Origin of the sequence: Amycolatopsis eburnea, from assembly GCF_003937945.1 — a bacterium.
In the GTDB taxonomy this organism is placed as follows: Bacteria; Actinomycetota; Actinomycetes; order Mycobacteriales; family Pseudonocardiaceae; genus Amycolatopsis; species Amycolatopsis eburnea.
The window spans coordinates 33,952-59,296 of record NZ_RSEC01000063.1; the positions used below are offsets into that span (position 1 = coordinate 33,952).

Sequence of the window (25,345 nt, forward strand, 5' to 3'; positions counted from 1 at the left end):
CTGGTGAGCTAAGGGGTGGCGGAGAGGTCTTCCGGCGGGGTCCACAGCGGCGCGCCGCCGGCCCGCTCGGGCCGCAGCCAGCGGTGCCGCTCGGCGGTTTCGCGGGCGACGCGCAGGAAGTCCCGGACGGGCTCCGGCTCGTCGCCGTCGCGCCACGCCAGCGACCACGGGTACACCGGCTGCAGTTCCTTCGGCCGGTGCACCGGGAACCCGTGCTCGGGGTAGCGGCGGGCGTAGCTGTCGAATTCGAGCAGGAACGCGCTGTCGGGCGCCCGGCCGAGGGCGGCGCGGCAGTGGTCGAAGGTGCCGGGGTTGCCCAGCCAGCGCAGGGCGAGCCCGGTGTGCCGGGCGAACGAGCTCAGGTAGTGGCCGTGCACGTTGTACAGCGCCGTGCCCGGCCCGTCCGCGAAGACCTCGAGGGGCCGCTCGTGCATCGACACCGACGCCCGGGCCGGGTCGCCGGGCCTGCCGACCAGCCGGAACGGCTCCAGCCGCAGCGGCGTGTGCCGCCAGCCCGCCGGGTACTCGGCCTGCAACGCGGTCGTGACGCGGAGGATCGCGACGTCGAGGTGGTCGTCGAGCAGCGCGGCGAGCTGGCGGGCGCTGTCCATCTGGCTCTGGACCACCTCGACGCCCGGGTGGGCCGCGAGGTAGGCGTCGGTGACCACCCGGCTGGTGTCCAGCTCGAAGATGTGCGCGACCCGGAGGCGGTTCGGCGCGGGTTCGCGCAGCATCTGCCCGGCCGTGGCCAGCAGCTGCCGCGCGAGGTGCAGGAACCGCTCACCGCGCGGTGTCAGGGTGACGTGGCGGCTGTCGCGCACCAGCAGCGGCGCCCCGACCTCGGCCTCGAGCCGGCGGATCTGCTTGGACAGCGCCGGCTGGCTGATGTACAGCCGGGCGGCGGCCCGGCCGAAGTGGAGCTCGTCGGCGACCGTGACGAAGTACCGCACCAGCCTGAGGTCGAGGTCCATCCGGGCCTTCCGCGCGAGGGAGTGGAGCGCCAACGATGCCACTGCGGCTATCGATGCGCACGCACCAGGTCTTGGACGGCCCGGCCCGGATCGGGTTGGCTCGTGCCGGAGACGCCGTCCCGAAAACCCGGAGGATCCGATGGCAGCCGCGGGCACCCCTGTCGTGTTCATCCACGGTCTGTGGCTCCACGCCACGTCGTGGATCCCCTGGATCGACCACTTCCGGGCCGCCGGGTACGCGCCCGTCGCGCCCGGCTGGCCGCACGAGCCGGAAACCGTCGAGGCGGCGCGGGCGAACCCGGACGCCGTCGCGGACGTCGGCATCGACGACGCCACGAACCACTTCGCCTCGATCATCGACGGCCTCGACCGGCCGCCGGTCGTCATCGGCCACTCCTTCGGCGGCCTGATCACCGAGAAGCTGCTCGGCCAGGGCATCGGCGCGGCCGGCGTCGCCATCGACCCGGCGCAGATCAAGGGCGTGCTGCCGCTCCCGCTGGCGCAGCTGCGCGCGGGCCTGCCGGCGCTGGGCAACCCGGCCAACCTGCACCGGGCGGTGTCGCTGACGGAGAAGGAGTTCCGGTTCGGCTTCGGCAACGCGCTGACCGACGAGGAGTCCGCCGAGCTGCACCGCCGCTGGACGATCCCGTCACCGGCCCGGCCGCTGTTCCAGGCCGCGGCCGCGAACTTCGTGCTGCACTCCGAGGCGAAGGTCGACACCCGGCGCGAAGACCGCGGCCCGCTCCTGCTGGTGTCCGGCACCGCGGACCACACCGTCCCGGACGTGGTCACCCGCTCGACGCTCAAGCAGTACCGCGACTCCACCGCCGTCACCGAGCTGAAGCAGTTCGAGGGGCGCGGCCACTCGCTCACCATCGACAGCGGCTGGCGGGACGTCGCCGACGCCGTGCTCGCCTGGCTGCGCGAGCACGGGGTCTGAGCCCGTGGAACTGGACCTCGCGGGCCGGGTCGCCGTCGTCACCGGCGCCAGCCGGGGCATCGGCCTCGCCGTCACCGAAACCCTCGTCGCCGAGGGCGTCCACGTCGTCGCCGGCGCCCGCAAGCCCGGGCGCGAGCTGGAGGAGCTCACGCGGGCCGGGAAGGCGCACGCGCTGGCCGTGGACCTCGGCACCGCCGACGGCCCGGGCCGGCTCGTGGAGCTGGCGCTGAACGAGCTGGGGCGCGTCGACATCCTGGTCAACAACGTCGGCGCCGTCACCCCGCGGCCGAACGGCTTCCTGCTGGTCACCGACGAGGAGTGGACCCGGTCGATCACCCTCAACCTGCTGAGCGCGGTCCGCGCCACGCGGGCCGCGCTGCCGACGATGGTGACCGCGGGCCGGGGCAGCGTCGTCACGATCGCCTCGATCAACGCGCACCTGCCCGACCCCGGCGTCATCGACTACAGCGCGGCGAAGGCGGCGCTGGTCAACTTCACGAAGTCGGTGTCGAAGGAGTTCGGCCCGCACGGCGTCCGCGCCAACGCGATCAACCCGGGCCCGGTCGCGACGGACCTGTGGCTCGGCACCGGCGGCGTGGCGGAGACGGTCGCGGCCGGCTCCGGCGCGACCGCCGGCGCGGTGGCCGACGAGGCGGCCTCGCACGCGGTGACCGGCCGTTTCACCCAGCCCGCGGAAGTCGCGAACCTGGCGGCTTTCCTCGCCGCGGACCGGGTGGCGGGCAACATCACGGGCGCGACGTTCACCCTCGACGGCGGGTACACCACCGAAACGCACTAAAATCTCCGCCGGGCCAACGGCGACGGGGGAGCGGTGACGGACGAAACCGACGAATGGTTCGCGGTGCGCTGCGTCTTCCGGTGGACGCAGGCGGGCGAAGAACCGTACGAAGAGCGCATCACCCTGTGGCGTGCGCCCGACCTCGACGAGGCACTGTCCCTCGCCGAGGCGGACGCCCACGAGTACGCGGCCCGGGCCGGCATCGAGTACCTCGGCCTCGCCCAGGGGTATGCGACGGGCGAGAAGGAGCTGACGCCGGGCAGCGAGGTGTTTTCCCTGCTGCGCGACAGCGCGTTGCCGCCGGAGGAGTACCTGGACCGCCACTTCAGCACCGGCGCGGAGCACCAGGACCGCGGCTGACGTCACCGCCCTTGGTCGAGCGCCTCCCGAACGGCACGGTGCGGGCGATGATCAGCGGGAGCAGCACCTTCCGCGTGCTGACCACCGAACCACCCAGGTGCGCCGCGAGCGATCTTCCTCGCCTTCGCGAGGTGCTCTCCGCGGTGCTCCCTGAAGAGGTCGACCAAGACAGGCAGTGAATTCGAGGGCAGAGGTGATGAGTGCGGCTGCCCGCATGCTGCTCGTCGCCGCGGTCGTTACGGTTCAGGCGCAGGAGCCGGCCCACCCTCGCCTGGTCGATCGCGTTCAGCGGCGTGTTCAGGGATCCGCTGCCACCCCCTCCCGATACTTCGGGACATGCCGGAGTCAGGGGGGTCCGTGGGTTCGCTCCGTCTCGACGAATGCTTCCTCGACCAGGTCCGCGAGCGGCCCGACGCCGTGGCGGTCTGTGGTGACACCACCCTCACCTACCGCGAGCTGGCGGACCGTGCCACCGCGGTGGCCGCCGGGCTGCAGCGGCTCGGGGTGACGCGGGAAACGCTGGTGGGCATGGCTTTCCCGCGCGGGGTGGACGCCGTCGTCGCCGCGGTCGGGATCACCCTGGCCGGGGGTGCCTACGTGCCGATCAGTCCCGCGGCGCCCGGGAAGCGGATCGGGGAACTGCTCGCCGACAACGACATCGGGATCGTCGTGGCCGCCGACGCCGGCCTCGTCCAGGCAGTGGCGCCGGAGGGGGTGGAGGTCGCCGGGCTCTCCCGGGTCGAGGCGTGGGGGAGCGGGACGGAGAGCGTCACGGCGCCGCCGCCGCTGGACGAGCGATCGCCGCTCGCGCACGTGCTCTTCACCTCCGGGAGCACCGGGAAGCCCAAGGGCGTGCTGATCGAGCACGCCGGGATCTTCCGCGTCGTCCGCGAGCCGGAGTTCCTGGCCTTCGGGCCCGACGACCACGTCCTGCACGCCAGCCCGCTCGAGTTCGACGCCGCGACCATGGAGATCTGGGGCGCGCTGCTCAACGGCGCGCGGCTGTGCATCGTCGGCGCGGAGACCGTCGTCGTGCCGGTGCGGTTCGCCGCCGCGCTGCGGGAGCACCGGGTCACCTGGGCGTTCGTGACGTCGGCGTTGTTCAACCAGCTCGTCGACGACGAACCGGCGATCTTCGCGCCGCTGGGCAAGGTCTTCACCGGCGGGGACGTCGTGTCGCCGCGGCACCTCGAGCTGGTGCGCGCGCACTCCCCGGGCCTGGCCCTCCACGCCGCGTACGGGCCGACCGAGAACACCATCTTCACCACCGTCCACCCGATCGACGCCGAGCCCGGCGGGCCGGTTCCCCTCGGCAGGCCGCTCGGCGGCACCACGGTGCTCGTGCTGGACGAACACGGCGTGCCCGTCGCGCCGGGGGTGATCGGCGAGCTCTGCACCGGCGGGTCCGGCGTCGCGCGCGGCTACCTCAACCGGCCCGAGCTGACCGCCGAACGCTTCGTCGACGTCGACGGCGTGCGCTACTACCGCACCGGCGACCAGGCGCGCCAGGACGCCGACGGCCTGCTGCACTTCCACGGCCGGGTCGACGGCCAGGTGAAGATCCGCGGCCACCGCATCGAGATCGCCGAAGTGATCACGGCGCTGTACGCGGTGCCGGGGGTGCGCGACGCGTACGCCCAGCCGGTCGGCGACACCGTGCAGGACAAGCGGCTCGTCGCCTACCTCGTCGCGCCGGACACCGACGAGGCCGCCGTCCGGGCGGAACTCGCCGCGGCCCTGCCGGACTACCTGGTGCCCGACCAGTTCCTCTGGCTGGACCGGCTTCCGTTGAACGTCAACGGGAAGGTCGACACCGCCCGGCTGCCCGCGCCCGGTGCCGCACGGGCCAAGGTCCGGCACACCGAAGCGGAGGGACGGCTCGCCGAGCTGTGGGGCGAAGTGCTCGGCCTGCCGGCGGACACCATCGGGCCGGCCGAGGACTTCCTGGCCATCGGCGGCAGCTCGCTCAAGCTCGGTGCGCTGCTGGGCAAGCTGGACCGGCGGCTCGGCGTCCGGCTGGGCTACGCCGAAGCGCTGCGCGCCCGGACCCTCGCCGGGATGACCGCGGCGCTGGACGGCGCGGCGACCGGGCACGCGCCGCCGATCCCCGAACCGGCACCGGGTACGCGGGTGCCCCTGCACCCGCGTCAGCTCGCGCTCTACGCCCATTGGGCGGCCGATCCGGATTCCGTCGCCTACAACGTGCCGGTGCGGCTGCGGCTGCGCGGGCCCCTCGACCCCGCCCGCCTGCGACGGGCCGTGCGGGCGCTGGCCGGACGGCACGACGCCCTGCGGATGACCTTCGTGCTCGCCGAAGGCGGGGTGCGCCAGGTCGCTGCACCGGGCACCGGCGTCGCCTTCGAGGTGCTCGACGCGCCGGTCCCGGACGTGCCCGCCCGGTTCGTGCGCCCGTTCCGGCTCGACGCGCCGCCCCTGCTGCGCGCGCTGCTGGTCCCGGCCGGACCCGGCGGCCACGACCTCTACCTGGACACCCACCACATCGTGCTCGACGGCCTTTCGTTGCGGGTGCTCGTCGCCGACCTGCTCGACCTCTACCTCGGCGAAGAGCCGGCGCCGGCCCCGAGCTTCGCCGGGGCCGCGAAGTGGTGCCACGACCGCGGGGACGACCCGGCCGCCGAAGCCTTCTGGCTCGCCGAACTCGCCGGGCCGCCCACCGCCGACCTGCCGCTCGACCGTCCGCGGGGTACCCGGCGGGCGACCGCGGGCGCGGTGGCCCGCCGCGAGCTGCCCGCGAGCGAACTCGCCCGCGTCGAGGAGGCCGCGCGGCAGGCCGGCACGACACCGTTCACCGCGGTGCTCACCGCGTACGTCGCGGCGCTCGCGCGGCGCACCGGGGAGCACGACTTCGTCATCGGCACCCCGACGAGCGGGCGCACCGCCCACCCCGACCTGGACCGGGTGGTCGGCATGTTCGCGAACGTCGTGGGCCTGCGCGCGAAACCGGCCGAGGGCGGTGACCTCGGCGGGCTGCTGCGGGACCTGGACGACCGCCGCGCCGCCGCACTGTCCTATCCGGACCACCCGGCCGAGCCGCTGGCGAGGCGGCTGGGCATCGCCCGCGATCCGGCCCGCAACGCGCTCTTCGACGCCGTCTTCGCCTACCAGGACCTGGAGTTCTACGAGTTCGCCAAGGGCGGCCTCGAAGTCTCGGCCGAACTGGTCAACCCGGGGACCACCCGGTACGACCTCAACCTGCAGGCCTACCGGCGCCCGGACCGGCTCGTGCTCGACCTCGAATACGCCACCGCGCTCTTCGACCGCGACAGCGCCGAGCACCTGCTGGACGAGTGCCTGCGGGCACTGGCCGAGCTGGCCGCCGATCCCCGGACGCCGGTGTTCCGCACCGCGCCCACGACCGCGACTCCGGCAGAAAGGGCACCGGTCCGATGACCTCCAGCAGCGGCCTGCACGAGCTGTTCACCGCCCAGGCCCGGTGCACGCCGGACCGGATCGCGGTCACCGACGGACGGCGGGAGCTGACCTACCGCGAGCTCGACGAAGCGGCGGACCGGCTCGCGAGCCGGTTGCGGGCCGCCGGGGTGGGCCCCGGGGTGCTCGCCGGCGTCTGCGCCGACCGCGACGCGGACCTCGTCGTCGCGCTCCTCGGGGTGCTCAAGGCCGGGGGCGGGTACGTGCCGCTCGATCCGCGGTACCCGGCCGACCGGCTCGGGTTCGTCCTCGCCGACTGCCGCTGCCCGGTCGTCACCGGGCAGCGCCGGTTCGCCGACCGGGTACCGGGCGTCCCGTTCGTCGCCCTCGACGACGGCGCCGCGGCCGCCGAGACGAAGCCGGCGGCCGTCCGCCCGGACGACACCGCGTACGTCATCCACACCTCCGGTTCGACCGGACGGCCCAAGGGCGTCGTGGTCAGCCACGCCAACGTGACCCGGCTGTTCGAGGTGACGCGCGCGGAGTTCGGCGTCACCGAGGACGACACCTGGACGCTGTTCCACTCCTACGCCTTCGACTTCTCGGTGTGGGAGCTGTGGGGCGCGCTGCTGCACGGCGGCCGCGTCGTCGTGGTGCCCTACGAGGTCAGCCGGGACCCCGAGGCGTTCTGGCGGCTGCTGGCCGAGCAGCGGGTCACCGTGCTGAGCCAGACCCCGTCGGCCTTCCGGCAGCTGATCCGCGCCGCCGCGGCGGCCGGCTGGCCGGACACGGCGCTGCGGCTGGTCGTGTTCGGTGGCGAGGCCCTCGAACCGGCCGCGCTTGAGCCGTGGTTCGACCGCTACGGCGACCGCGCGCCGCGGCTGGTCAACATGTACGGCATCACCGAAACCACGGTGCACGTCACCGCGCGGCCGCTCACCCGCGAAGACACCGCCGGTGCGGGCAGCCCGATCGGGGCGCCGCTGGACGACCTGCGGGTCAGCCTCCTCGACGCGGACCTCCGGCCCGTCCCGCCGGGCGAACCGGGCGAGGTCTACGTCGGCGGCGCCGGTGTCGCGGGCGGCTACCTCGGTCGGCCCGGGCTGACCGCGGACCGGTTCGTGCCCGACCCGGCCGGCCCGCCGGGTGGGCGCCGCTACCGCACCGGCGACCTCGCGGCCGTGCGCGACGGCGAGCTGACGTTCCTCGGCCGCGTCGACGACCAGATCCAGTTCCGCGGCTTCCGCGTCGAACCCGCGGAGATCGAAGCCGCGCTCACCGGGCTGCCCGGCGTCAGCGCCGCCGCCGTGGTCCTCCAGCACGACCAGGAGGGCGAAGCGCACCTGGCCGGTTTCGTCGTCGCCGAGGCCGGCCCGCGCGAGGTGCGGGCCGCGCTGGCCGGGGTGCTGCCCGCGCACCTGGTGCCGTCCACCATCACCGCGCTCGACGCGCTTCCGTTGACCGCCAACGGGAAGCTCGATCGCGCGGCACTGCGGGATCGGGGAGGCCGCGCCGAGGAATCCACAGTGGACGCCACCGGCAGCCCGGCCGAGGTGCTCGCGGGCATCTGGGCAGGCGTGCTCGGCGTCGGCCACGTCGGCCCGGACGACGACTTCTTCGCGCTCGGCGGCGATTCCATGACCGCGATCCGCGTCGTGTCGAAGGCCCGCGAGGCGGGCATCGCGCTCAGCGTGCACGGCGTGTTCCAGCACCCCACGATCGCCGGGCTGATCGCGTCCGGAGTGGACGGTGCCGCCGAGAGCGCCCCGCAACCCGCGTCCGACGACGACGTGTACCCGGCGTCGCTCCTGCAGGTCGGCCTGATCTACGAGTGCGAGATCACCGAAGATCCCACGCTGTACCACGACCTCAGCGCCGTGCGGCTGTCGGGACCGCTCGACGAGGGCGCGCTGCGCCGCGCGCTGGACGCGGTGTCCGGCCGCCACGAACTGCTGCGCACGTCGTTCGACCTGGTCGGCCACGCGGAGCCGATGCAGCAGGTGCACGCCGCCGCGCCGATCCCGCTGACCCTGCTGGACGCGCCCGCGGCGGCCGGGCCCGCCGAAGCGCTCGAGCAGTGGTGGGCGGAGCAGTGGCGGCGGCCGTTCGACCTGGCGGAAGCGCCGCTGGCCCGGTGCCACGTGCTGCGCCACGCGGACGGCACCTGGCACCTCGCGGTCTCGGTGCACCACTCGGTGGTCGACGGGTGGAGCTTCGCCGTGGTGCTGGCCGACCTGCTCCAGGCCTACGACCACGAACTCGGCGGGAGCGCGCCGATCGCCGCTCCGCCCGCGGCGCGCTACCGCGACTTCGTCGTGCTGGAACGGAAAGCGGCCACCGACCCCGAAACCGCCGCGTACTGGAAGAGCGCGCTCGACGGCTACTCGCCCGTTCCACTGTGGACCAACGGGACGGGCGACGCGGAAGCGACCCTGACCCTGCCGCTGGCGGCGTCCCTGACCGCACAGGTGCGCCGGCTCGCGGTCCAGACCGGCGTGCCACCGAAGTCCGTGTACCTCGCCGCCCACCTCCGCATGCTCGGCGAGCTGACCGGGACCACCGACGTGCTCACCGGGCTGGTGAGCAACGGCCGCCCGGAGCACAGCGGCGCCGAGGCCGTGGTCGGCATGTTCGTCACCACCCTCCCGCTGCGGCTGGAACTGCCCGGCGGCCCGCCGCGCGCACTGGTCCGCGCGGCGTTCGAAGCCGAGCGGGCGCACCTGCCGCACCGGCACTTCCCCCCGGGCGAACTCCGCGCGGCGACCGGGTTCGGCCCGCCGGACGCGCTGTTCAACTACGCCGACTTCCGCGCCTACGACGGGGTCGACGACGTCCGGGCGATCCGCGCGCACGAGTGGTGGTTCGGCGACCGCAACGGTTTCCCGCTCTCGATGACCGTCTCGCGGCGCCCCGCGGCGCCGGAGTGGGACCTGTCCGTCCGCGTGGCCGCGGGCCACGGCGGCGCGGCGCTGGCGGAGACGGCGTCCGGGCTGCTGCTCGCCGCCCTCGGCGGGATCGTGGCCGACCCCGACGGAACCCGCGGGGGAGCGAAGTGACGCACGTCGACGGCGACGGGCGGTATTCCCTCTGGCCGAGCGGCTGAAGGGCACGGTGACCGCTCTCTTCGGGGTCGTGTTGCGGGAAGGCCGGTGTGCGGAGCGGTTTCCGGAGGAAACCGGCGATGCGCAGCTCGGGGCGTTCCCGTCCGCGTGGCCGCGGGCCACGGCGGCGCGGCGCCGGCGGAGACGGCGTGTGGGCTGCTGCTCGCCGGGATGGCCGCCCCCGGCGGAACACGCGCAGGAGGGGCGAAGTGACGCACGTGGTCGGCGAGCGGCGGTGTCCGCTTCCTTCGTGGCCGCGCTACGGGAAGCTCGGCGTGGCCAGCAGTTCACGGAGGAACCCGGCGATGCGCAGCTCGGGACGTTCGGCGAGCTGCAGCGCGGCCCCGCGCAACGCGGTCGGCCGGTACTCGCAGGCGGCCGCCAGGCGGGCGATCGTTCCCGTCGGCTCGTTGTGCAGCCGGCGGCGGCCGGCGATCGCGGCGAGCAGGTCGCCCGCTTCGGTGGCGGAGAGCGCGTCGAGCCGGATCGGCTCCACGCCGTCGCGGACGGTGAGGTCGTCCAGGCGGTGGCGGCTGGTCACGAGGGCCCGGCAGGACGGCGTGCCCGGCAGCAGCGGCCGCACCTGCGCGGCCGAAGCCGCGTCGTCCAGCAGGATCAGCGTGCGGGTCGAGGCGAGCAGCGAGCGGAAGTCGGCGGCCGCTTCGTTGACGTCGTCGGGGATCCGGCCGGCCGGGGTGCCGAGCGCGCGCAGGACCCGGCCCAGCGCTTCGGCGGGTTCGACCGGCGACGGACCGGACCCGCGCAGGTCGATGTACAGGGCGCCGTCGGGGAAGCCGGCCGCGTTGGCGTGCGCCCACCGGGTGCACACCGCCGTCTTCCCGATGCCGCCGGGTCCGGTGACGAGCACCGGGCTGCGGCGGCGGCCGGCCACGTCGTCGAGCCGGGCCAGCACTTCCGCGCGGCCCACGAAGTGGTTGACCTGCGCGGGAAGCTGGCGCGGCCGGGGCCGGGGCGCCCAGTCGGGGCCGTCCTCCCGGCGGGCGGCCGGTGGCAGCGCTCCGACCAGCTCCTCGACCGGGGTGGCCCGCAGGATCGCGACCTCGGTGTCCCGCAGCTCGCGGGTCGGCTCGATGCCCAGCTCGTCGCCGAGCACGCGGCGGCCGTCGCGGAACGCCGCGAGCGCGTCGGCGGACCGGCCGGCACCGTAGAGCGCGAGCATGTAACGCCGGCGGAACCCTTCGTGCAAGGGATGCGTCGAGAGCAGCCCGGCCAGTTCCGGGACCAGGTCGGCGAACCGGCCCAGCGTCAGGCCGATGTCCAGCTGGTGTTCGTGCACGCGGAGCCGGCGTTGTTCCAGCCGCGCCGATTCGGCGTGGGCGAACCGGCCCTCCAGCCCGTCGAGCGCGGTGCCGCGCCAGGCCGCCAGCGCGGTGCGGAACAGGCGGCGGGCTTCGGCGAGGCGGCCGGCCGACAGCTCGGTTTCCCCGCGGGCCACGGCGTTGTCGAACCGCACGAGGTCGACGTCGGCGGGCGGCGCGTGCAGCACGTAGCCGGTGGGGCAGGTCTCCACCGCCGCCGGATCCCCGTCGCTCGCGGTGAGCGCCCGGCGCACGGCCGCGACGTGCACGTGGACCTGGTTGCGCGCCGCTTTCGGAACTTCCTGCTCCCACAGCACGTCGATGATCCGCGACAGGGGGACGAGCTGGTTGGCGCGGGTGGCGAGGAGAGCGAGGAGCAGGCGTTGTTTCCGCCGTCTGACCGGTACTGGTGCGCCATGTTTGGTGATCTCGACGGGTCCCAGGACGTGGACGGTCATCAGTCTCCCCTGTTTCGGCCGCGCGGAACCGGATTTCGGGGCCGCGCGATGTGGTGGTGCGCCGTCGGGCTCGAGCCGGATTTCCGGGTGGGCGTCGTCACCGCGGCTTTCCGGCGGTTGCGCGCATCGCCCGTTTCCCGTTGCCCACCAAGGCACTCGTAATGCCCATGACGGTCGTCAACCCCCAGAAGTAGCGTGGTGGCACCAGTCCCCGGTTCGGTGCCGGCGTGCCCTCGGGCAGCCCCGGCAACTGTAGCGGAACGATTCGATCTAGTCACTGACGACCGTTCTCCGCCCTATTCCACACCGTTACCGGGTGGCGGACGATCTTCACTCGAAGGAATGCACCGCCGTCGCCCGATCATCCCAGTGCCGCGCGGGGTACCGCCGGTTCAGCGCAAAGTCAGTGTGCGGCACGACGATTGCGTTCATGGGAGCCTCCGAAGGAACGACGCTGCACGAACTGATCGCCGCGCAGGCGCGGGCGGCCCCGTCGAAGATCGCGGTCACCGGGCCGGACGGCGACCTCACCTACACCGAATTGGAGCACCGGGCGGAGCGGGTGGCCGCGCGGCTCGCGGCGCTCGGCGCGGGACCGGACCGGCCGGTGGGGCTCCTGGTGCCGCGGTCGGCGGCGATGATCGCGGGCATGCTGGGCATCCTGCGGGCGGGCGGGGCCTACCTCCCGCTCGACCCCGAACTGCCCGGTTCCCGGCTCGGTGCCTTGCTTTCCGCCGCGGGCGCGGTCGCCGTGGTGACGACTCGGGAGCTGGCGGACCGCGTCGCCGATCGGCCGGTCGTCGTACTGGGGGAGTGCGACGGCGAACCGGGACCGGCGCGGCCGCCCGTGCCCGCGTCGGCGTTGTGCTACGTGCTCTTCACGTCGGGCTCGACCGGCGCGCCCAAGGCCGTCGCGGTCGAGCACCGCCAGTACGCCCACTACCTGGCCGGTCTCGCGGAGCGGATCGAGCCGGGGTGGTCGTGGGCCCTGCTGTCGACGTTCTCCGCGGACCTGGGCAGCACCAACGTGTTCGCGGCGCTGACCACCGGGGGCCGGCTGCACGTGCTGTCCCGGGAACAGGCCGTCGATGCCGGCGCGCTCGCGGACTACTTCGCGCGGCACCGGATCGACGCGGTGAAGCTCGTCCCGAGCCACCTCGCCGCGCTGGCCGGCGGGGACGGCGCCGCCCTCGCCGGCGTGCTGCCGCGGCGCCTGCTGATCTGCGCGGGCGAGCCGCTGACGCCCGCGCTGGTGCGCCGGATCCGTGTCGCCCGGCCGGACCTGGCCGTCGAAAACCACTACGGGCCCACCGAAACGACCGTCTCGATGCTCGCTTACCCCGTCCCCGCCGAGGTTCCCGACCCGATCCCGCTCGGCCGCCCGTTCCGCGGGGTGCGCGTGCACGTCCTCGGGCCGGACGGCGAGCCGGTCCCCGACGGCGTCACCGGGACGCTCGGCATCACCGGGGGCAACGTGGCCCGCGGCTACCTCGGCGCGCCCGCCGCGACCGCGGCCGCCTTCACGCCGTGTCCCGGCGAACCCGGGGGACGGATGTACGAGACCGGCGACCTGGTCCGGCGCTCGCCCGGCGGAGACCTGGAGTTCGTCGGCCGCGCCGACGACCAGGTCAAGATCATGGGCTACCGCGTCGAACCCGGGGAGGTCGCCGCCGTCCTCGACCGCCACCCGGGGGTGACGCGCGCGGTCGTCGTGCCGCACGGCGCCGGTGGCGAACGGCGGCTGGCGGGTTACGTGACGGGAGCCGGGATCACCCCGGCGGAGCTGCGCGCGTTCGCGGCGGGGCTGCTGCCGGAGCACATGGTCCCGTCGGCGATCGTGGTGCTGGACGCGTTGCCGCTGAACGGGAACGGCAAGGTCGACCGCGCCGCCCTGCCGGATCCCTTCGCCAGGGCGGCGAACCGGCCGGGCGCGCCCGGCGCGGGGCTGGCCGAGCAGGTGACCGCCGCCTGGGCCGCGACCCTCGGCCACGACAACGTGGGTCCGCACGACAACTTCTTCGACATCGGCGGCACGTCACTGCTGCTGATGCGGCTGCGGGCCCGGCTGGTCCAGACCATGGAACGGGAGATCTCGATGGTCACGCTCTTCCGCAACCCGACCGTGCACCTGCTGGTGCGGCACCTCGAAGCGGCAGGCGGCCCGGCGGCGGAGGCGGGTGACGGCCGCGGCCGCAACCGGCTCACCGCGGCCGCCCGCGACCGCCGCCGCGCCGCCATGAGCGGGGGCGAGCGATGACGGCGGAGCCAACCGGGCTCGAGATCGCGGTCGTGGGCATGGCGGGCCGCTTCCCCGGCGCCGCCTCGGTCGCGCGGTTCTGGGAGAACGTGCTCGACGGCGGCGAGCAGGTCACCACGTTCACCGCCGAGGAGTCGATCGCCGCCGGGGTGGCGCCGGAGGTGGCCCGGCGGCCCGGCTACCGGCACGTGCACGGCGTGCTCGACGGCGTCGAGCACTTCGACAACGGGCTCTTCGGGTACACGCCCCGGGATTCCGCCCTGCTCGACCCGCAGCAGCGCATCTTCCTGGAATGCGCCTGGGCCGCCATGGAAGACGCCGGGTACGCGCCCCGCACCGAAGGCGCGCCGGTGGGCGTCTACGCCAGCGTCAGCCAGAACGCCTACCTGCTTTCGCACGTCCTGAAAACGCCGGGGGCGCTGGACCACACGAGCCCGCAGGAGTTCCTGCTGGCGACCGAAAAGGACATGCTCGCGGCCCGCGTCTCCTACCACCTCGACCTGCGCGGGCCCAGCCTGAGCGTGCAAGCGTCCTGCTCGTCTTCGCTGGTCTCGGTGCACATGGCCTGCCAGGCGCTGATCGCGGGCGAGTGCGAAATGGCGCTGGCGGGCGGGGTCACGGTGCACGTGCCCCAGTACGAGGGTTACGAGTACACGAACGGTTCGGTGTTCTCCTCGACCGGGCGCTGCCTGCCCTTCGACGCCGGGGCCGACGGGACGGTGTTCGGCAACGGCGTCGGCGTGGTCGTGCTCAAGCCCCTCGCGGACGCGCTCGCCGACCGCGACACCGTCCACGCCGTCATCCTCGGCTCGGCGGTGAACAACGACGGTGCCCGGCGGATGAGCTTCACCGCGCCCGGCGTCGACGGGCAGGTGCGGGTGATCCGCGCCGCGCACCGCGTCGCGGGCGTCGACCCGAGCACGATCACGTACCTGGAGACGCACGGGACCGGTACGTCCCTCGGCGACCCGATCGAGTTCGAGGCGCTGACCGAGGCGTTCGGCGGCGAAGGGCCGCCGTGCACGCTCGGCACCCTGAAGGCGCAGGTCGGCCACCTGTCCGGCGCGGCGGGCATCGCGGGGCTCATCAAGGCGGTGCTGGCGGTGGAGCACGGCGTGCTGCCGCCCAGCAGGCACTTCACCCGGCCGAACCCCGACATCGACCTCGACGGCAGCCGGTTCCGCCTGGTCACCGAGCCGGTGCCGTGGGAGGGCCACCGGCGCGCGGCGATCAGCTCGTTCGGCATCGGCGGGACCAACGCGCACCTGGTCCTGGAAGCGCCGCCCGCGCCGGCGCCCGGCTCGCCGCGGGGCGGACGGGCGTACGAAGTCCTGCCGCTGTCCGCCCGCGAGGACGAGCCGCTGTTCGAACTCGCCACCCGGCTGCGGGAGCACCTGAAGGACCGGCCGGACGCCCGGCTCGCCGACGTCGCCGCCACGCTGCAGAGCGGCCGCACGCCGCTGCGCCGCCGGGTGGCGATCGCCGTCGCGGACGTCGGCTCGGCGGTCGACGCGCTGGCCGCGGTGCGCCCGGCGGCCGCGGACGCCCGCGATCGCGACGTGGTCTTCATGTTCCCCGGCCAGGGCGCCCAGCGGGTGGGCATGGGCCGCGCGCTGTACGAGAGCGAGGAGACCTTCCGCGGCTGGATCGACGCCGCGGACGAGCGGCTGGACTTCGACCTGCGCGGCCTGCTGTACGCCGGGGACCCGGCCGGGAACGCGGAGGTCCTGGCCCGGACCGCCCGCACCCAGCCGGCGCTGTTCGCCGTCGAGCACGCGCTGGCGCGCCTCTGGGCGGAACTCGGGCTCGCGCCGTCGGCGATGATCGGGCACAGCGTCGGCGAGTACGTGGCCGCGACGCTCGCCGGCTGCTTCGAGTTCGGGACCGCGCTCGACCTGGTCGCCGAGCGCGCCCGGCTGATGCAGGAGCAGCCGCCCGGCGCGATGCTCAGCGTCAACCTGCCCGCCGACGAGGTCTTCGCGCTCCTCGGCGACGACGTCGCGGTCGCGGCGGTCAACGGCCCCGAGCTGTGCGCGGTGTCCGGCCCGGTGGCCGCCGTCGCGGCGCTGGAAGAACGGCTGCGCGCGGACGGCGTGACCTGCCGGCGGCTGCGGACGTCCCACGCGTTCCACTCGCCGATGATGGCGGGCGTGGCCGAGCGGTTCCGGCCGCTGCTGCGCGCGGCCGCGCCGAAACCGCCGGAAATCCCCTTCGTCTCCAACCTGACCGGCGACTGGATCCGCCCGGAAGAGGCCGAAGACCCGGAGTACTGGGTGCGGCACCTGCTCTCCCCGGTGCGTTTCCACGAAGGCGTGCAGCGGCTGCTGAGCGGCCCGCCGTCGGTGCTGCTCGAAGTCGGTCCGGGAGCCACGCTGCGCTCGCTCGTCGGCAAGACCGGTGACGACCGGGTCGCGATCGGCGGCCTGCCCGGTGCGGAGCGCGACGCCGACGACGCCTACCTCGCCCGGACGTTGGGCCGCCTGTGGGAGGCCGGCGCGCCCGTGGACTGGGCTTCGTGGCGCCGCGGGCCGTGGTCGCGCGTCCCGCTGCCGACGTACCCCTTCCAGCGGCGGCGGCACTGGATCGAGCCGGCCGGGACGCCCGCGCCGGAAGCGCTTCCGCCCGCCGAACCCGTCGAGGTGGCGCCGGCCGGCCCGGCCGAGATCGTCCTGCGCGTCTGGCGCGACCTGCTCGGCGTGGACCGGGTCGCGCTCGACGACAACTTCTTCGAGCTCGGCGGCCATTCGCTGCTGGCCGCCCGGATCGTCGCCCGCCTGGCCGACGAGACCGGCGTGCAGCTGCCCGGCGACGCGCTGTACGTCGCGCAGACGCCTGGGGAACTCGTCGCGCTGCTCGAAGAAAACGGCCTCGCCGCCGCCGAAGACGGTCCGCGGGATCCGGAGCTGGTGGCCCGCCTGATCGCGGAGATCGCGGAAATGTCGCCCGAAGAGGTCGAGGACCGCCTCCGCGAGGAAGCCTGACGGAAGCAGGTGTTGTTCAGCGAAGCGTTCAGCCCCCGCCGTGATGATGGATCCGGCTGAGACCGGGAACCGCTGGGGGAACCATGGATCGTTCGTGCCGTCGCCGTGTCCGCTCGTCCGCCGGCTCACCGCCGGCGCCGCTCGCATGATGGAGTTCCGGATCCTCGGCTGCCTCCAGGTGCGGGACGGCGCCGGGGTGGTCGAGATCGCCGCCGACAAGCAGCGGACCGTGCTGGCGGTCCTGCTGCTGCGTGCCGGGCAGACCGTGCCCGTGCACGAGCTCGAGGACCAGCTGTGGGGTGACGCGCCGCCCAGCAAGGCGAAGAACACGTTGCAGGCCTACGTCTACCGGCTGCGGCAGACCCTGAACTTCGACTCGGACACCGCGCTGGTGACCGAACCGGGTGGCTACCGGATGCTGCTGCCCGACGGCGCGCTCGACCTGCACCGCTTCGAGCGGCTGTCGGCGCGGGGGCGCGCGGCGGTCAAGGCCGGGCGCCTCGACGAGGGGTACGCCGCCCTGCAGGACGCCCTGGACCTGTGGCGCGGGCCCGCCTTCGCCGACGTGTCGGCCACGGCGCTGCAGGGTGACGCCCAGCGCCTGGAAGACCTGCGCATCGCCGTGGCGGAGGACGCCGCGGAGGCCGCGCTCGCGCTGGGCAGGCAGGCGGAACTGGTGCCGCGGCTGGAAACCCTGGTGGCCGCGCACCCCTACCGCGAACGGCTGTGGGGCCTGCTGATGGTCGCGCTCCTCGGCACCGGCTGCCAGGCGGACGCGCTCGCGACCTACGGCCGGGCCCGCACCCGGTTGCGCGAGGACCTCGGCATCGAGCCGGGACCGCAACTGCGCCAGCTGCACCGGGACATCCTGTCCGGGCGCGCGGGCGGCTTCCGGTCGCCGGAGCTGCCGCGCCAGCGCGGCGCCGGGTCGATCCGGCCTGCCGCCGAGCTGCCCCGCGACACCTCGACCTTCGTGGGCCGCGAAGCCGAACTCGCCGCCGTCTGCGGCTGGTTCGACGGGGACGGCGCCGGCCGGGTCGGGATGCTCAGCGGCCCGGCGGGGGTCGGCAAGAGCACGCTCGCGGTGCACGCGGCGCACCGGCTGGCCCCGCGCTTCCCCGACGGCCAGCTCTACGCCAACCTGCACGCCGACCCCGGGCACACCCCGGCGCCGGCGGAGATCCTCCGGCGCTGGCTCCCGATGCTGGGCGTCACGGCGCTGCCCGCGCACGAGGAGGAGCTGGCGGCGGTGTTCCGCTCGGCGCTCGCCACCCGGCGCGTGCTCGTCGTCGTGGACGGCGCGGCCTGCCTCGGCGACGTCAGCCCGCTCCTGCCCGGCGCGGGCACGTCCGCCGCGCTGCTGACCGGGAAGCGCGCGCTCACCGTGATCGACGGATCCGCGCACCACACCCTCGACGTCCCGGGCGACGAGGAAGCGCTCGAACTGCTGCGCCGCACGGCGGGCCCGCGGCGGGTCGACGCCGAACCGGCGGCCGCCCGGACCGTCGTCCGCCTCTGCGAGAACCTGCCGCTGGCGATCCGCATCGTGGCCGCGCGGCTGGCGGCCCGGCCGGACCTCCCGCTCCAGGCGCTGGCCGGCCAGTTCCTCGACGAGCAGCGCCGCCTCGACGAGCTCGCCTTCGGCGGGCTGACCCTGCGGGCCCGGATCCGGGCGGGGTACGACCGGCTGGCGTCGGCGGACGCGCGGCGGGTGTTCCGGCTGCTCGGGGCCCGGCCGCACGACGGCGTGACCCCGCGCGAGCTCGCCGCGCACAGCGGGCTCGCGGTGCCCCGCGTCCTCGGTGCCCTCAACACCCTCGCCGACGTCCACCTGCTCGGCGCGCCGCGGGACGGGCGGTACCGGATGTCCACGCTGGTGCGGCTGGTCGCGGCCGAGCTGGCCGGGCCGGGGGAGGTCAGGCAGCTGCAGGCGGTCTGCACCGGCGACGGCGCGTGAGGGCGCCGTCAGCGGGGCGTCAGAGCACTCGGCGAAGGTGGGTTCCACGGCCGCGCCGCAGGAAGGTAACCAGCCAGCCATGATCAGTGCCCACGACCACCCGCCCGGCTGGGACACCATCCACGGCCTCTTCGAACGCCGGCGGAGGGCGGCCCCGGACGCGGTCGCCGTCTGCCACGGGGGCACCGCGCGGACCTACGCCGAACTCGACGAGGCGGCTCGCGGCCTGGCCGCCCGGCTGCGCGAGCGCGGGGCCCGGCGGGGCGGGTACGTCGGCGTGCTCCTCGACCGGTCGCCCGAGCTGGTCGTGGCCCTGCTGGCGGTGCTGAAGTCCGGGGCGGCCTACATCGGGCTGGAGCCCGCACACCCGTCCCGGCGGCTCGGCGTGGTGCTCCGCGACGCGGGGGCCGCGCTGGTGGTCACCCGCACCGACCTCGCCCGCCTGCTGCCCGGCGACGCCGGTCCCGTGGTGCTGGTGGACGAGCCGGCCGCCGTCCCGACCGGCGACGGCCCGCCCGCCGCCGGCGCCCGGCCGGAAGACCTGGCGTGCGTCGTGTACGCGTCGGCGGCGGCCGGGCGGCCGGGTGTGATGGTCGAGCACCGGTGCGTGACGGCCTTCCTCGCCGCGCTCGGCAGCCGCTGCGGGCCGGGGCACCCGCGGTTCGCCGGAAGCACGTTCGACGCCGTCGTCGGCGACATCTTCGGCCCGCTGACCAGCGGCGGCGCCGTGGTGCTGCCCCCACCCGGCACCGACCCGCCGTGGCTGCCCGACCGGCCGCCCTCGGCTTGCGGGGCACCGGAAACGACGTCGATCGCGGTCACGGCCGGGCGTCCGCTGCCCGCGGTCGAGGTGTACGTCCTCGACGCCGACCTCTGGCCGGTGGCGTGCGGCGCGGTGGGCGAGCTGTACGTGGGCGGCCCGACGGTCTGCCGCGGCTACCTGGGCCGTCCCGCGCTGACGGCCGAGCTGTTCGGCCCGCACCCGTTCGCCCGCGAGCCGGGCGCCCGCCTCTACCGGACGGGCGACCTGGCACGCGTCCTGCCCGACGGCCGCCTCGAAGTCGTCGGCCGCACCGATGACCACGCCCGCACCCCGTGATGCGGCCGACCCGGAAGAGCGGACGACAGCGATGACGACGAACCTCGACGACCTGCTCGGCGGACTGACGCCGCGGCAGCAGAAACTGGTGCGCGCCCGGCTGGCCCAGCGGGCGGCGGTACCGGAACCCGCCGACGGGTACCCCCTTTCGCCCGCGCAGGAACGCTTGTGGCTGGCCGATCGCCTCTCGCCCGGCCGGTCCGCACCCGTCACCCTGGCGATCCGCCTGACCGGCCCGCTGGACCGCTCCCGCCTTCACCATGCGATCGCCGCCGTCATCGCCCGGCAGTCCGCGTTGCGCACCGTCTTCCGCGAGACCCCCGACGGACCCCGGCAGGTGGTCCTCGAAGAGTTCCGGCCCCCGCTGGTCACGGCGAAGCCGAGCGAACTCGCCGAACGCGTTCGGCAGGCCTTCGACCTGACCGCCGGGCCCCCGGTGGCCGTGACGCTGTTCGAGACGGCCCCCGCCGACCACCTGCTGCTGGTCTGCGTCCACCACATCGTCATCGACGGCTGGTCCACCCAGGTCTTCCTCGACGAGCTGATCGCCTGCTACGGCGGGACCGGTGAGCTGCCCGAGCTCCGGCTCCGCTTCGCCGACTACGCCGTGGCCGAACGCGAAGCCGTCGGACGGCTCGCCGAGCAGGTCGCCTATTGGCGCGAGCGCCTGGCCGGCGCCCCGGCCCTGTCGACCGTCCCGCCCGACCGCCCGCGCCCGCCGGCGCAGAGCAGGCGGGGCGCCCACGCGGAGTTCACCGTCGGCGCCGAGGTGACCGACCGGCTGACCGCGCTGGCCCGGCGCTGCGGCAGCACCCTCAACACCGTCGTCACCGCGGCGTTCGCGGTCCTGCTCCAGCAGGCGACGGGCCAGGACGACGTGCTGTTCGGCACGCCGGTCGCGCGCCGGCGGCGGACCGAGCTGGAGCCGCTCATCGGCAGCATCGCCGACACCGTGGTGACGCGGGTCGACCTGTCCGGTGACCCGTCCGGCGAGGAGCTGCTGCGCCGCGTCCAGCGGTCGGCCGCGGCCGCGGTGGCGCACCAGGACGTCCCGTTCTCCGAGCTGGTGCGGGAGCTCGCGCCCGCCCGGCGGCTCGCGTACAACCCGTTCTTCCAGATCATGCTGAGCGTCAGCGAAATCGCCGTGGGCGCGAAGGAAGCGGGCGGCGTCACCTTCGCCCCCGAGCGCGTCGAAACCGGCACCACCGAGTTCGACCTGTTCCTGACGGTGCGCCGCGGCCCGGCGGGGCTGACCGGCGTTCTCGGCTACAGCACGGATCTCTACCTGGCCGAGACGGCCCGGTACCTCACCGACGGCCTGGTCACCGTGCTGACCGGGCTGGCCGCCGCGCCCGGGCGGCCGGTGGCCGGGCTGCTGCCGCCGCGCCGCCGGGTCGAGGTCGCCGCGTCCTTCACGGCCGAGCCGATGGGCGACGCGATGCGGTTCTGGGCCGGTTTCCGGCGGGTCCCCGCCGACGTGCGGTTCGCCCCCTACGGCCAGGTGCTCCAGCAGCTGCTCGCCGGGGACGGCGGGGACGCGCAGGTCGTCCTGCTGCGCTGGAGCGACTGGACCCGCCGCCGGGACGCCTCGGCGGGGTTCCTCGACGGCGTCGTCGACGAGCTCCTCGCCGCGGTGAAGGCGTTCCGCGCCCGGACCGCCGCGCCCCTGCTGCTGGTGGTCTGCCCGCCCGAGCCCGGGACCGCCTTCCCGGCCGCCGACGAACGGCTGGCGCGGGGCCTGGCCGCCGTGCGCGGGGCCGAGGTGACGTGGCCCGGCGAGTTCGCCGCGGGCCTCGGCGTCACCGAGATCGCCGACCCCGCCGCCGACGCGCTCGGGCACGTTCCCTACACCGAAGAGTTCTTCGCCGCGCTCGGCACGCTGGCCGTCGACCGGCTGCACGCGCGGTGGGGGATCCCGCGGCCCGGCCCGGAACGCGCGGAGTACGCCGCCACGCACCTGGCGACCGCCGCGCGGATCGCCGCGGCGGCCCGGCCCGTCGCGGGACCCGCCGCCGGCGCGGACGAATACGTGGCCCCGCGGACCGAGACGGAGAAGCGGCTGGCCGTGCTCTGGGCCGAGCAGCTCGGCACCGCCGAGGTCGGCGTGCGGACGGGGTTCTTCGCGCTGGGCGGGCATTCCCTGCTGGTCACCAGGATGCTCGCGCTGGTGCACCGCGAGTTCGGCGTGAGCGTGCCGTTCCACGAGTTCTACGCCGACCCCGTGATCGCCGCGCTGGCCACCACGATCGACCTGGCAGGCGAGGCCGCGCCGGAAGCCGCCGGGATCCGCCCCGCGCCCCGCGGCGAACCCGTCGAACCGGCGGCCACCCAGAAACGCCTGTGGGCGCTGGCGCAGCTCGGTGTCCACTCGGGAGCGGTCACCTTCGCCGCGACGCTGACCGGCTCGCTCGACGAGGCGGCGCTGCGCGCGGCGGTCGAGGACGTCGTGCGGCGGCACGAATCCCTCCGGACGACCATCGGCGCGGTGCGGGGCCGCCCGGTCCTGATCGTCCACAAGGGACTCGACTGCTGGTGGCCGGGCACGGAGACCGAAGTGGGCGCGGCGGTCCGCGAACTCGCGGCGCACCCGTACGACCTGGCGACCGGGCCGCTGCTGCGGATCCGGTTGCTGCGCGACGGACCGGGCCGCCACCACCTGCTGATCGGCCTGCACCAGGCCGTCTGCGACAACGAGTCCTGGCACCTGCTCCTCACCGACCTGGCCGCCGCGTACCGGGCCCGGCTGGGGCTGGGCGAGCCGCTGCCGCCGTTGCCCGTGCAGATGGCGGACTACGCGGTGTGGGAACGGGAACAGCTGGCCGGCCCGGCGGCCGCCGCCGACGCCGCGTACTGGGCCGAGTGCCTGCGGGGCGCGCCACCGCGGCTGGAGCTGGCCCGCGCCCGCCCGCGGGCGACCGGCGACGCCGGGGTGCGGCACCGGCGGCTCGGCGACGGCCTCGGCCCGCTCGCCGGGGAGCTGGCCCGGGTGGCCGGCGTCAGCACGTTCGTCGTGCTGCTCACCGCGTACGCGCTGACGCTGGGGGAGGAAGCCGGGAGCGGAGACGTGGTCCTCGGAGTGCCGACCGCGGGCCGGGACCGCCCGGAGCTGCAGGGCGTCGTCGGCCGCTTCGCCCACCTCATGCCGATCCGCCTGAACCTGGCTGGAGCCACCACGTCCCGGGCGCTCCTGCACCGCGTGCACGAAGCGGTGCTGACCGCGCAGCGGCACCGCGGGGTGCCGTTCAGCCGGATCGTCGAGGTGGTCCGGCCGCCGCGCGAGCCCGCGCACCACCCGGTCTTCCAGCACGCGCTCAACGTCGTCGGCGACCGGTCGGCCGGGCTCGACCTGCCGGAGGTCTCCGTGCGGACGCTCGACCCGCCGCTCGCGGCCACCCAGTACGAGCTGTTCCTGCACCTGCACTGGGAAGACGGTGAGCTGGGCGCCACCGCCGAGTACGACAGCGGGCGGCTCGGCGACGACGTCGTGGCCGACCTGGTCACCCGGTTCGAGTCGGTGGTGCGGCGGATGGCCGCGCGGCCCGACGACGCCGTTCCCGGGCCGGCGCTGAGCGAACCCGTCCGCGCCGCCGCGCCGGGCCTGACCCTCGCGACGACCGGCCCGGCCGAGCCGCTCCACCGCGAAGCCGCGCAGTTGCTGACCCGGTTCGCGACCCCGCCCGGCCTCACCGTCACCACCCGCGTGTTCGGCGCCCTCCTGGACCCCGGCGACGCAGGCGGCCTCACCGCCGTCGTGCTGCGCTGGGCCGACCTGATCGGCTCGCCGGTCCCGACCCGCCCGGGCACGCAAGTCCGCCGCCTGGACGACGCCGTGACCGACGTCGTGGCCGCGGCCCGGGCCCACCGGTCGGCCACGAGCCGCCCGCTGCTCCTGCTGACCCAGGCGTCGGACGGCCTGCCGCCCCGGCTGGAAGCCCGCCTCGACGCGCGGCTGTTCGTCGAACTCGCCGGGCTGCCCGCGACGGAGGTCCTGACGGGCCTGGGTGCGCCGGGAGCGGCGGAGGCCGCCGTGGGGCGGCTGCACCAGGCGCTGCACGGTGCGCCGCTGCCCGCCGGGCGAGCCGCCGAAGCACCTCGCGACGACCGGGAACGCGCGCTGGCGCGGATCTGGGCCGGCTTGCTGGACCTGGACCCCGCCGGGATCGGCGTGCACAGCGACTTCTTCGCCCTCGGCGGCGATTCCCTGCTCGCCATCCAGGCCGCGCACCTGGCGGGTGCGGCGGGGATCGCGGTCACCCCCAGGCAGTTTTCGGCGCACCCCACGATCGCCGAGCTGGTCGCCCTACCCCGCGAAAAGGACGTGACTCGCCCATGAAACGCGCTTCGGGTTTCGCCGGATTCACCGTGATGTGGTCCGGGCAGATGCTCTCGACCGTCGGCACCCGGATGACGAACTTCGCCATCGGCATCAGCGTCTTCCAGCAGACGCACTCGGCGTTGAGCGTGACCCTGCTGACGTTCGTCGCCTTCGGGGCGACCGTCGCCTTCTCGCCCATCGCGGGGGTGCTGATCGACCGCTGGAGCCGCCGCACCACCATCATCGCCGCCGACGTCGGCTCGGCCGCGGTCACCCTGGCGCTGCTCGGCGTCTACGTGTTCGGCGATCCCCAGCTCTGGCAGCTGTACCTGGTGAACTTCCTGACCGGCGCGTTCCTCGCCTTCCAGGTGCCCGCGTACGGCGCCGCCATCACGCTGATGATCGAGAAGGGCGGCTACACCCGGGCCAACGCGATGATGGGCCTGCTGCGCGCGGCGCCGTACGTGGCCGCGCCCGCGATCGCCGCGCCGCTGGTGTCGGCGTTCGGCCTCGCCGCGGTCCTCGCGGTCGACGTCGTTTCGGCGGTGATCGCGATCGTGACGGTGTACGCCGTCACGCTGCCGCCCGACCCGGTCCGCGAGCCGGTGACGCCGGCCGACGGGACGGCGGTGACCCGGTTCCGGCGGGACTTCGCCGTGGGCTTCACCTACATCGCGCGCCGGCCGCCGCTGGTCGGGCTGCTGTCGGTCATGATCGCGATCAGCTTCCTCTCCGCACTGGGCTGGGTGCTGTTCCCGCCGCTGATCCTCGCCCGCACCGGCGATTCCGCCAACGCGGTCGGCATCGTCCAGGTCGTCGGCGCGATCGGCGGCACCGGCGCGGGCGTGCTGCTCGCCATGCTCAAGCCGACGGACAAGAAGATCGGCCGGATGCTCGTCGCGATCCTGGTCCTCGGTGTGCTCGGGCGGGTCCTCTTCGGCTTCGAGGGCATCTGGGTCTGGTCGGTCGCGCTGTTCTTCGGCTGGGGCGCGCTGCCCTTCATCGACGGCTACAACCAGACCATCTGGCAGGAGAAGACCCCGCCCCGGCTGCAGGGCCGGATCTTCGCCGTGGTCCAGATGGTGGAGAACATCGCGAGCCCGCTCGCCTACCTCGCCGCCGGGCTGCTCGCCGACGACCTCCTCGAGCCCGCCATGCGCTCGGGCGGCTGGCTCGCGTCGGTCTTCGGCCCGGTCACCGGCACCGGACCCGGTTCCGGGATCGCGGTCCTGTTCATCGTCTCCGGCGTCGGCGCCGCCGTCGTGGCCCTCGTCGGCTTCCTCACCCCCGCCATCCGGAACGCGGAATCCCTGCTGCCGGACGGGGGTGGCGAGGTCGTCGAGCCCGCCCCCGCCGCGCCCGGTACCGCACCCGCCCGCTGAGCACACGCGAAGGAGC

The 25,345-nt window shown here is 74.9% G+C and carries 13 protein-coding genes; 11 read left to right on the forward strand and 2 right to left on the reverse strand.

Annotated features, from left to right (window positions below; translation table 11 throughout):
• Positions 1–8 precede the first annotated feature (8 nt).
• Entirely contained in the window at positions 9–971 is a 963-nt protein-coding gene (locus EIY87_RS44020; RefSeq protein WP_125315992.1) for a LysR family transcriptional regulator, read from the reverse strand.
• 139 nt (positions 972–1,110) lie between these two features.
• On the opposite strand from EIY87_RS44020, the gene EIY87_RS44025 reads away from it, so the two are divergent.
• From EIY87_RS44025 to EIY87_RS44045, 5 genes are all read left to right on the forward strand, one after another.
• The gene (locus tag EIY87_RS44025) at positions 1,111–1,911 is read left to right on the forward strand and encodes an alpha/beta hydrolase (protein WP_125315994.1); all 801 of its coding nucleotides are present in this window, start codon (positions 1,111–1,113) and stop codon (positions 1,909–1,911) included.
• Between the two features lie 4 nt (positions 1,912–1,915).
• A complete protein-coding gene (locus tag EIY87_RS44030) occupies positions 1,916–2,710 on the forward strand; it encodes an SDR family NAD(P)-dependent oxidoreductase (RefSeq protein WP_125315996.1) in 795 nt (264 codons plus the stop codon).
• A 33-nt stretch (positions 2,711–2,743) separates the two neighbouring features.
• The gene (locus EIY87_RS44035) at positions 2,744–3,070 is read left to right on the forward strand and encodes a hypothetical protein (protein WP_125315998.1); all 327 of its coding nucleotides are present in this window, start codon (positions 2,744–2,746) and stop codon (positions 3,068–3,070) included.
• Between the two features lie 357 nt (positions 3,071–3,427).
• Positions 3,428–6,481, forward strand: coding sequence for a non-ribosomal peptide synthetase (locus tag EIY87_RS44040; protein WP_158641459.1), 3,054 nt, complete (start codon positions 3,428–3,430; stop codon positions 6,479–6,481).
• Entirely contained in the window at positions 6,478–9,516 is a 3,039-nt protein-coding gene (locus EIY87_RS44045) for a non-ribosomal peptide synthetase (RefSeq protein WP_125316002.1), read from the forward strand. The genes EIY87_RS44040 and EIY87_RS44045 overlap by 4 nt, the downstream gene beginning before the upstream one ends.
• A 304-nt stretch (positions 9,517–9,820) precedes the next feature.
• Here EIY87_RS44045 and EIY87_RS44050 read toward each other — a convergent pair whose 3' ends face one another.
• Positions 9,821–11,338 (reverse strand): AfsR/SARP family transcriptional regulator, encoded by a 1,518-nt coding sequence (locus EIY87_RS44050; RefSeq protein WP_125316004.1) that lies wholly within the window; start codon positions 11,336–11,338, stop codon positions 9,821–9,823.
• A gap of 430 nt (positions 11,339–11,768) precedes the next feature.
• Between EIY87_RS44050 and EIY87_RS44055 the strand changes: the two genes are divergently transcribed.
• The 6 genes from EIY87_RS44055 to EIY87_RS44080 all read left to right on the forward strand — a co-directional run bounded on the left by EIY87_RS44055 (position 11,769) and on the right by EIY87_RS44080 (position 25,329).
• Positions 11,769–13,595, forward strand: coding sequence for a non-ribosomal peptide synthetase (locus EIY87_RS44055; protein WP_125316006.1), 1,827 nt, complete (start codon positions 11,769–11,771; stop codon positions 13,593–13,595).
• Positions 13,592–16,576 carry a type I polyketide synthase gene (locus tag EIY87_RS44060; RefSeq protein WP_125316008.1) on the forward strand — a complete coding sequence of 995 codons (2,985 nt, stop codon included), beginning with the start codon at positions 13,592–13,594 and terminating at the stop codon, positions 16,574–16,576. The genes EIY87_RS44055 and EIY87_RS44060 overlap by 4 nt, the downstream gene beginning before the upstream one ends.
• A 94-nt stretch (positions 16,577–16,670) precedes the next feature.
• The gene (locus EIY87_RS44065) at positions 16,671–18,533 is read left to right on the forward strand and encodes an AfsR/SARP family transcriptional regulator (RefSeq protein WP_158641460.1); all 1,863 of its coding nucleotides are present in this window, start codon (positions 16,671–16,673) and stop codon (positions 18,531–18,533) included.
• 79 nt (positions 18,534–18,612) lie between these two features.
• The gene (locus EIY87_RS44070; RefSeq protein WP_125316013.1) at positions 18,613–19,632 is read left to right on the forward strand and encodes an AMP-binding protein; all 1,020 of its coding nucleotides are present in this window, start codon (positions 18,613–18,615) and stop codon (positions 19,630–19,632) included.
• Positions 19,633–19,663: 31 nt separating this feature from the next.
• Positions 19,664–23,965, forward strand: coding sequence for a condensation domain-containing protein (locus EIY87_RS44075; protein ID WP_158641461.1), 4,302 nt, complete (start codon positions 19,664–19,666; stop codon positions 23,963–23,965).
• The gene (locus EIY87_RS44080; RefSeq protein ID WP_125316017.1) at positions 23,962–25,329 is read left to right on the forward strand and encodes an MFS transporter; all 1,368 of its coding nucleotides are present in this window, start codon (positions 23,962–23,964) and stop codon (positions 25,327–25,329) included. Before EIY87_RS44075 ends, EIY87_RS44080 begins: the two co-directional genes overlap by 4 nt.
• Positions 25,330–25,345 lie beyond the last annotated feature (16 nt).

Excerpts from the sequence above, each read along its gene's own strand:
- EIY87_RS44025 (WP_125315994.1), top strand. The coding sequence starts at position 1,111 with ATGGCAGCCGCGGGCACCCCTGTCGTGTTCATCCACGGTCTGTGGCTC.
- EIY87_RS44020 (WP_125315992.1), bottom strand. The coding sequence starts at position 971 with ATGGACCTCGACCTCAGGCTGGTGCGGTACTTCGTCACGGTCGCCGAC.
- EIY87_RS44055 (WP_125316006.1), top strand. The coding sequence starts at position 11,769 with ATGGGAGCCTCCGAAGGAACGACGCTGCACGAACTGATCGCCGCGCAG.
- EIY87_RS44075 (WP_158641461.1), top strand. The coding sequence starts at position 19,664 with ATGACGACGAACCTCGACGACCTGCTCGGCGGACTGACGCCGCGGCAG.
- EIY87_RS44080 (WP_125316017.1), top strand. The coding sequence starts at position 23,962 with ATGAAACGCGCTTCGGGTTTCGCCGGATTCACCGTGATGTGGTCCGGG.
- EIY87_RS44070 (WP_125316013.1), top strand. The coding sequence starts at position 18,613 with ATGATCAGTGCCCACGACCACCCGCCCGGCTGGGACACCATCCACGGC.
- EIY87_RS44060 (WP_125316008.1), top strand. The coding sequence starts at position 13,592 with ATGACGGCGGAGCCAACCGGGCTCGAGATCGCGGTCGTGGGCATGGCG.
- EIY87_RS44050 (WP_125316004.1), bottom strand. The coding sequence starts at position 11,338 with ATGACCGTCCACGTCCTGGGACCCGTCGAGATCACCAAACATGGCGCA.
- EIY87_RS44045 (WP_125316002.1), top strand. The coding sequence starts at position 6,478 with ATGACCTCCAGCAGCGGCCTGCACGAGCTGTTCACCGCCCAGGCCCGG.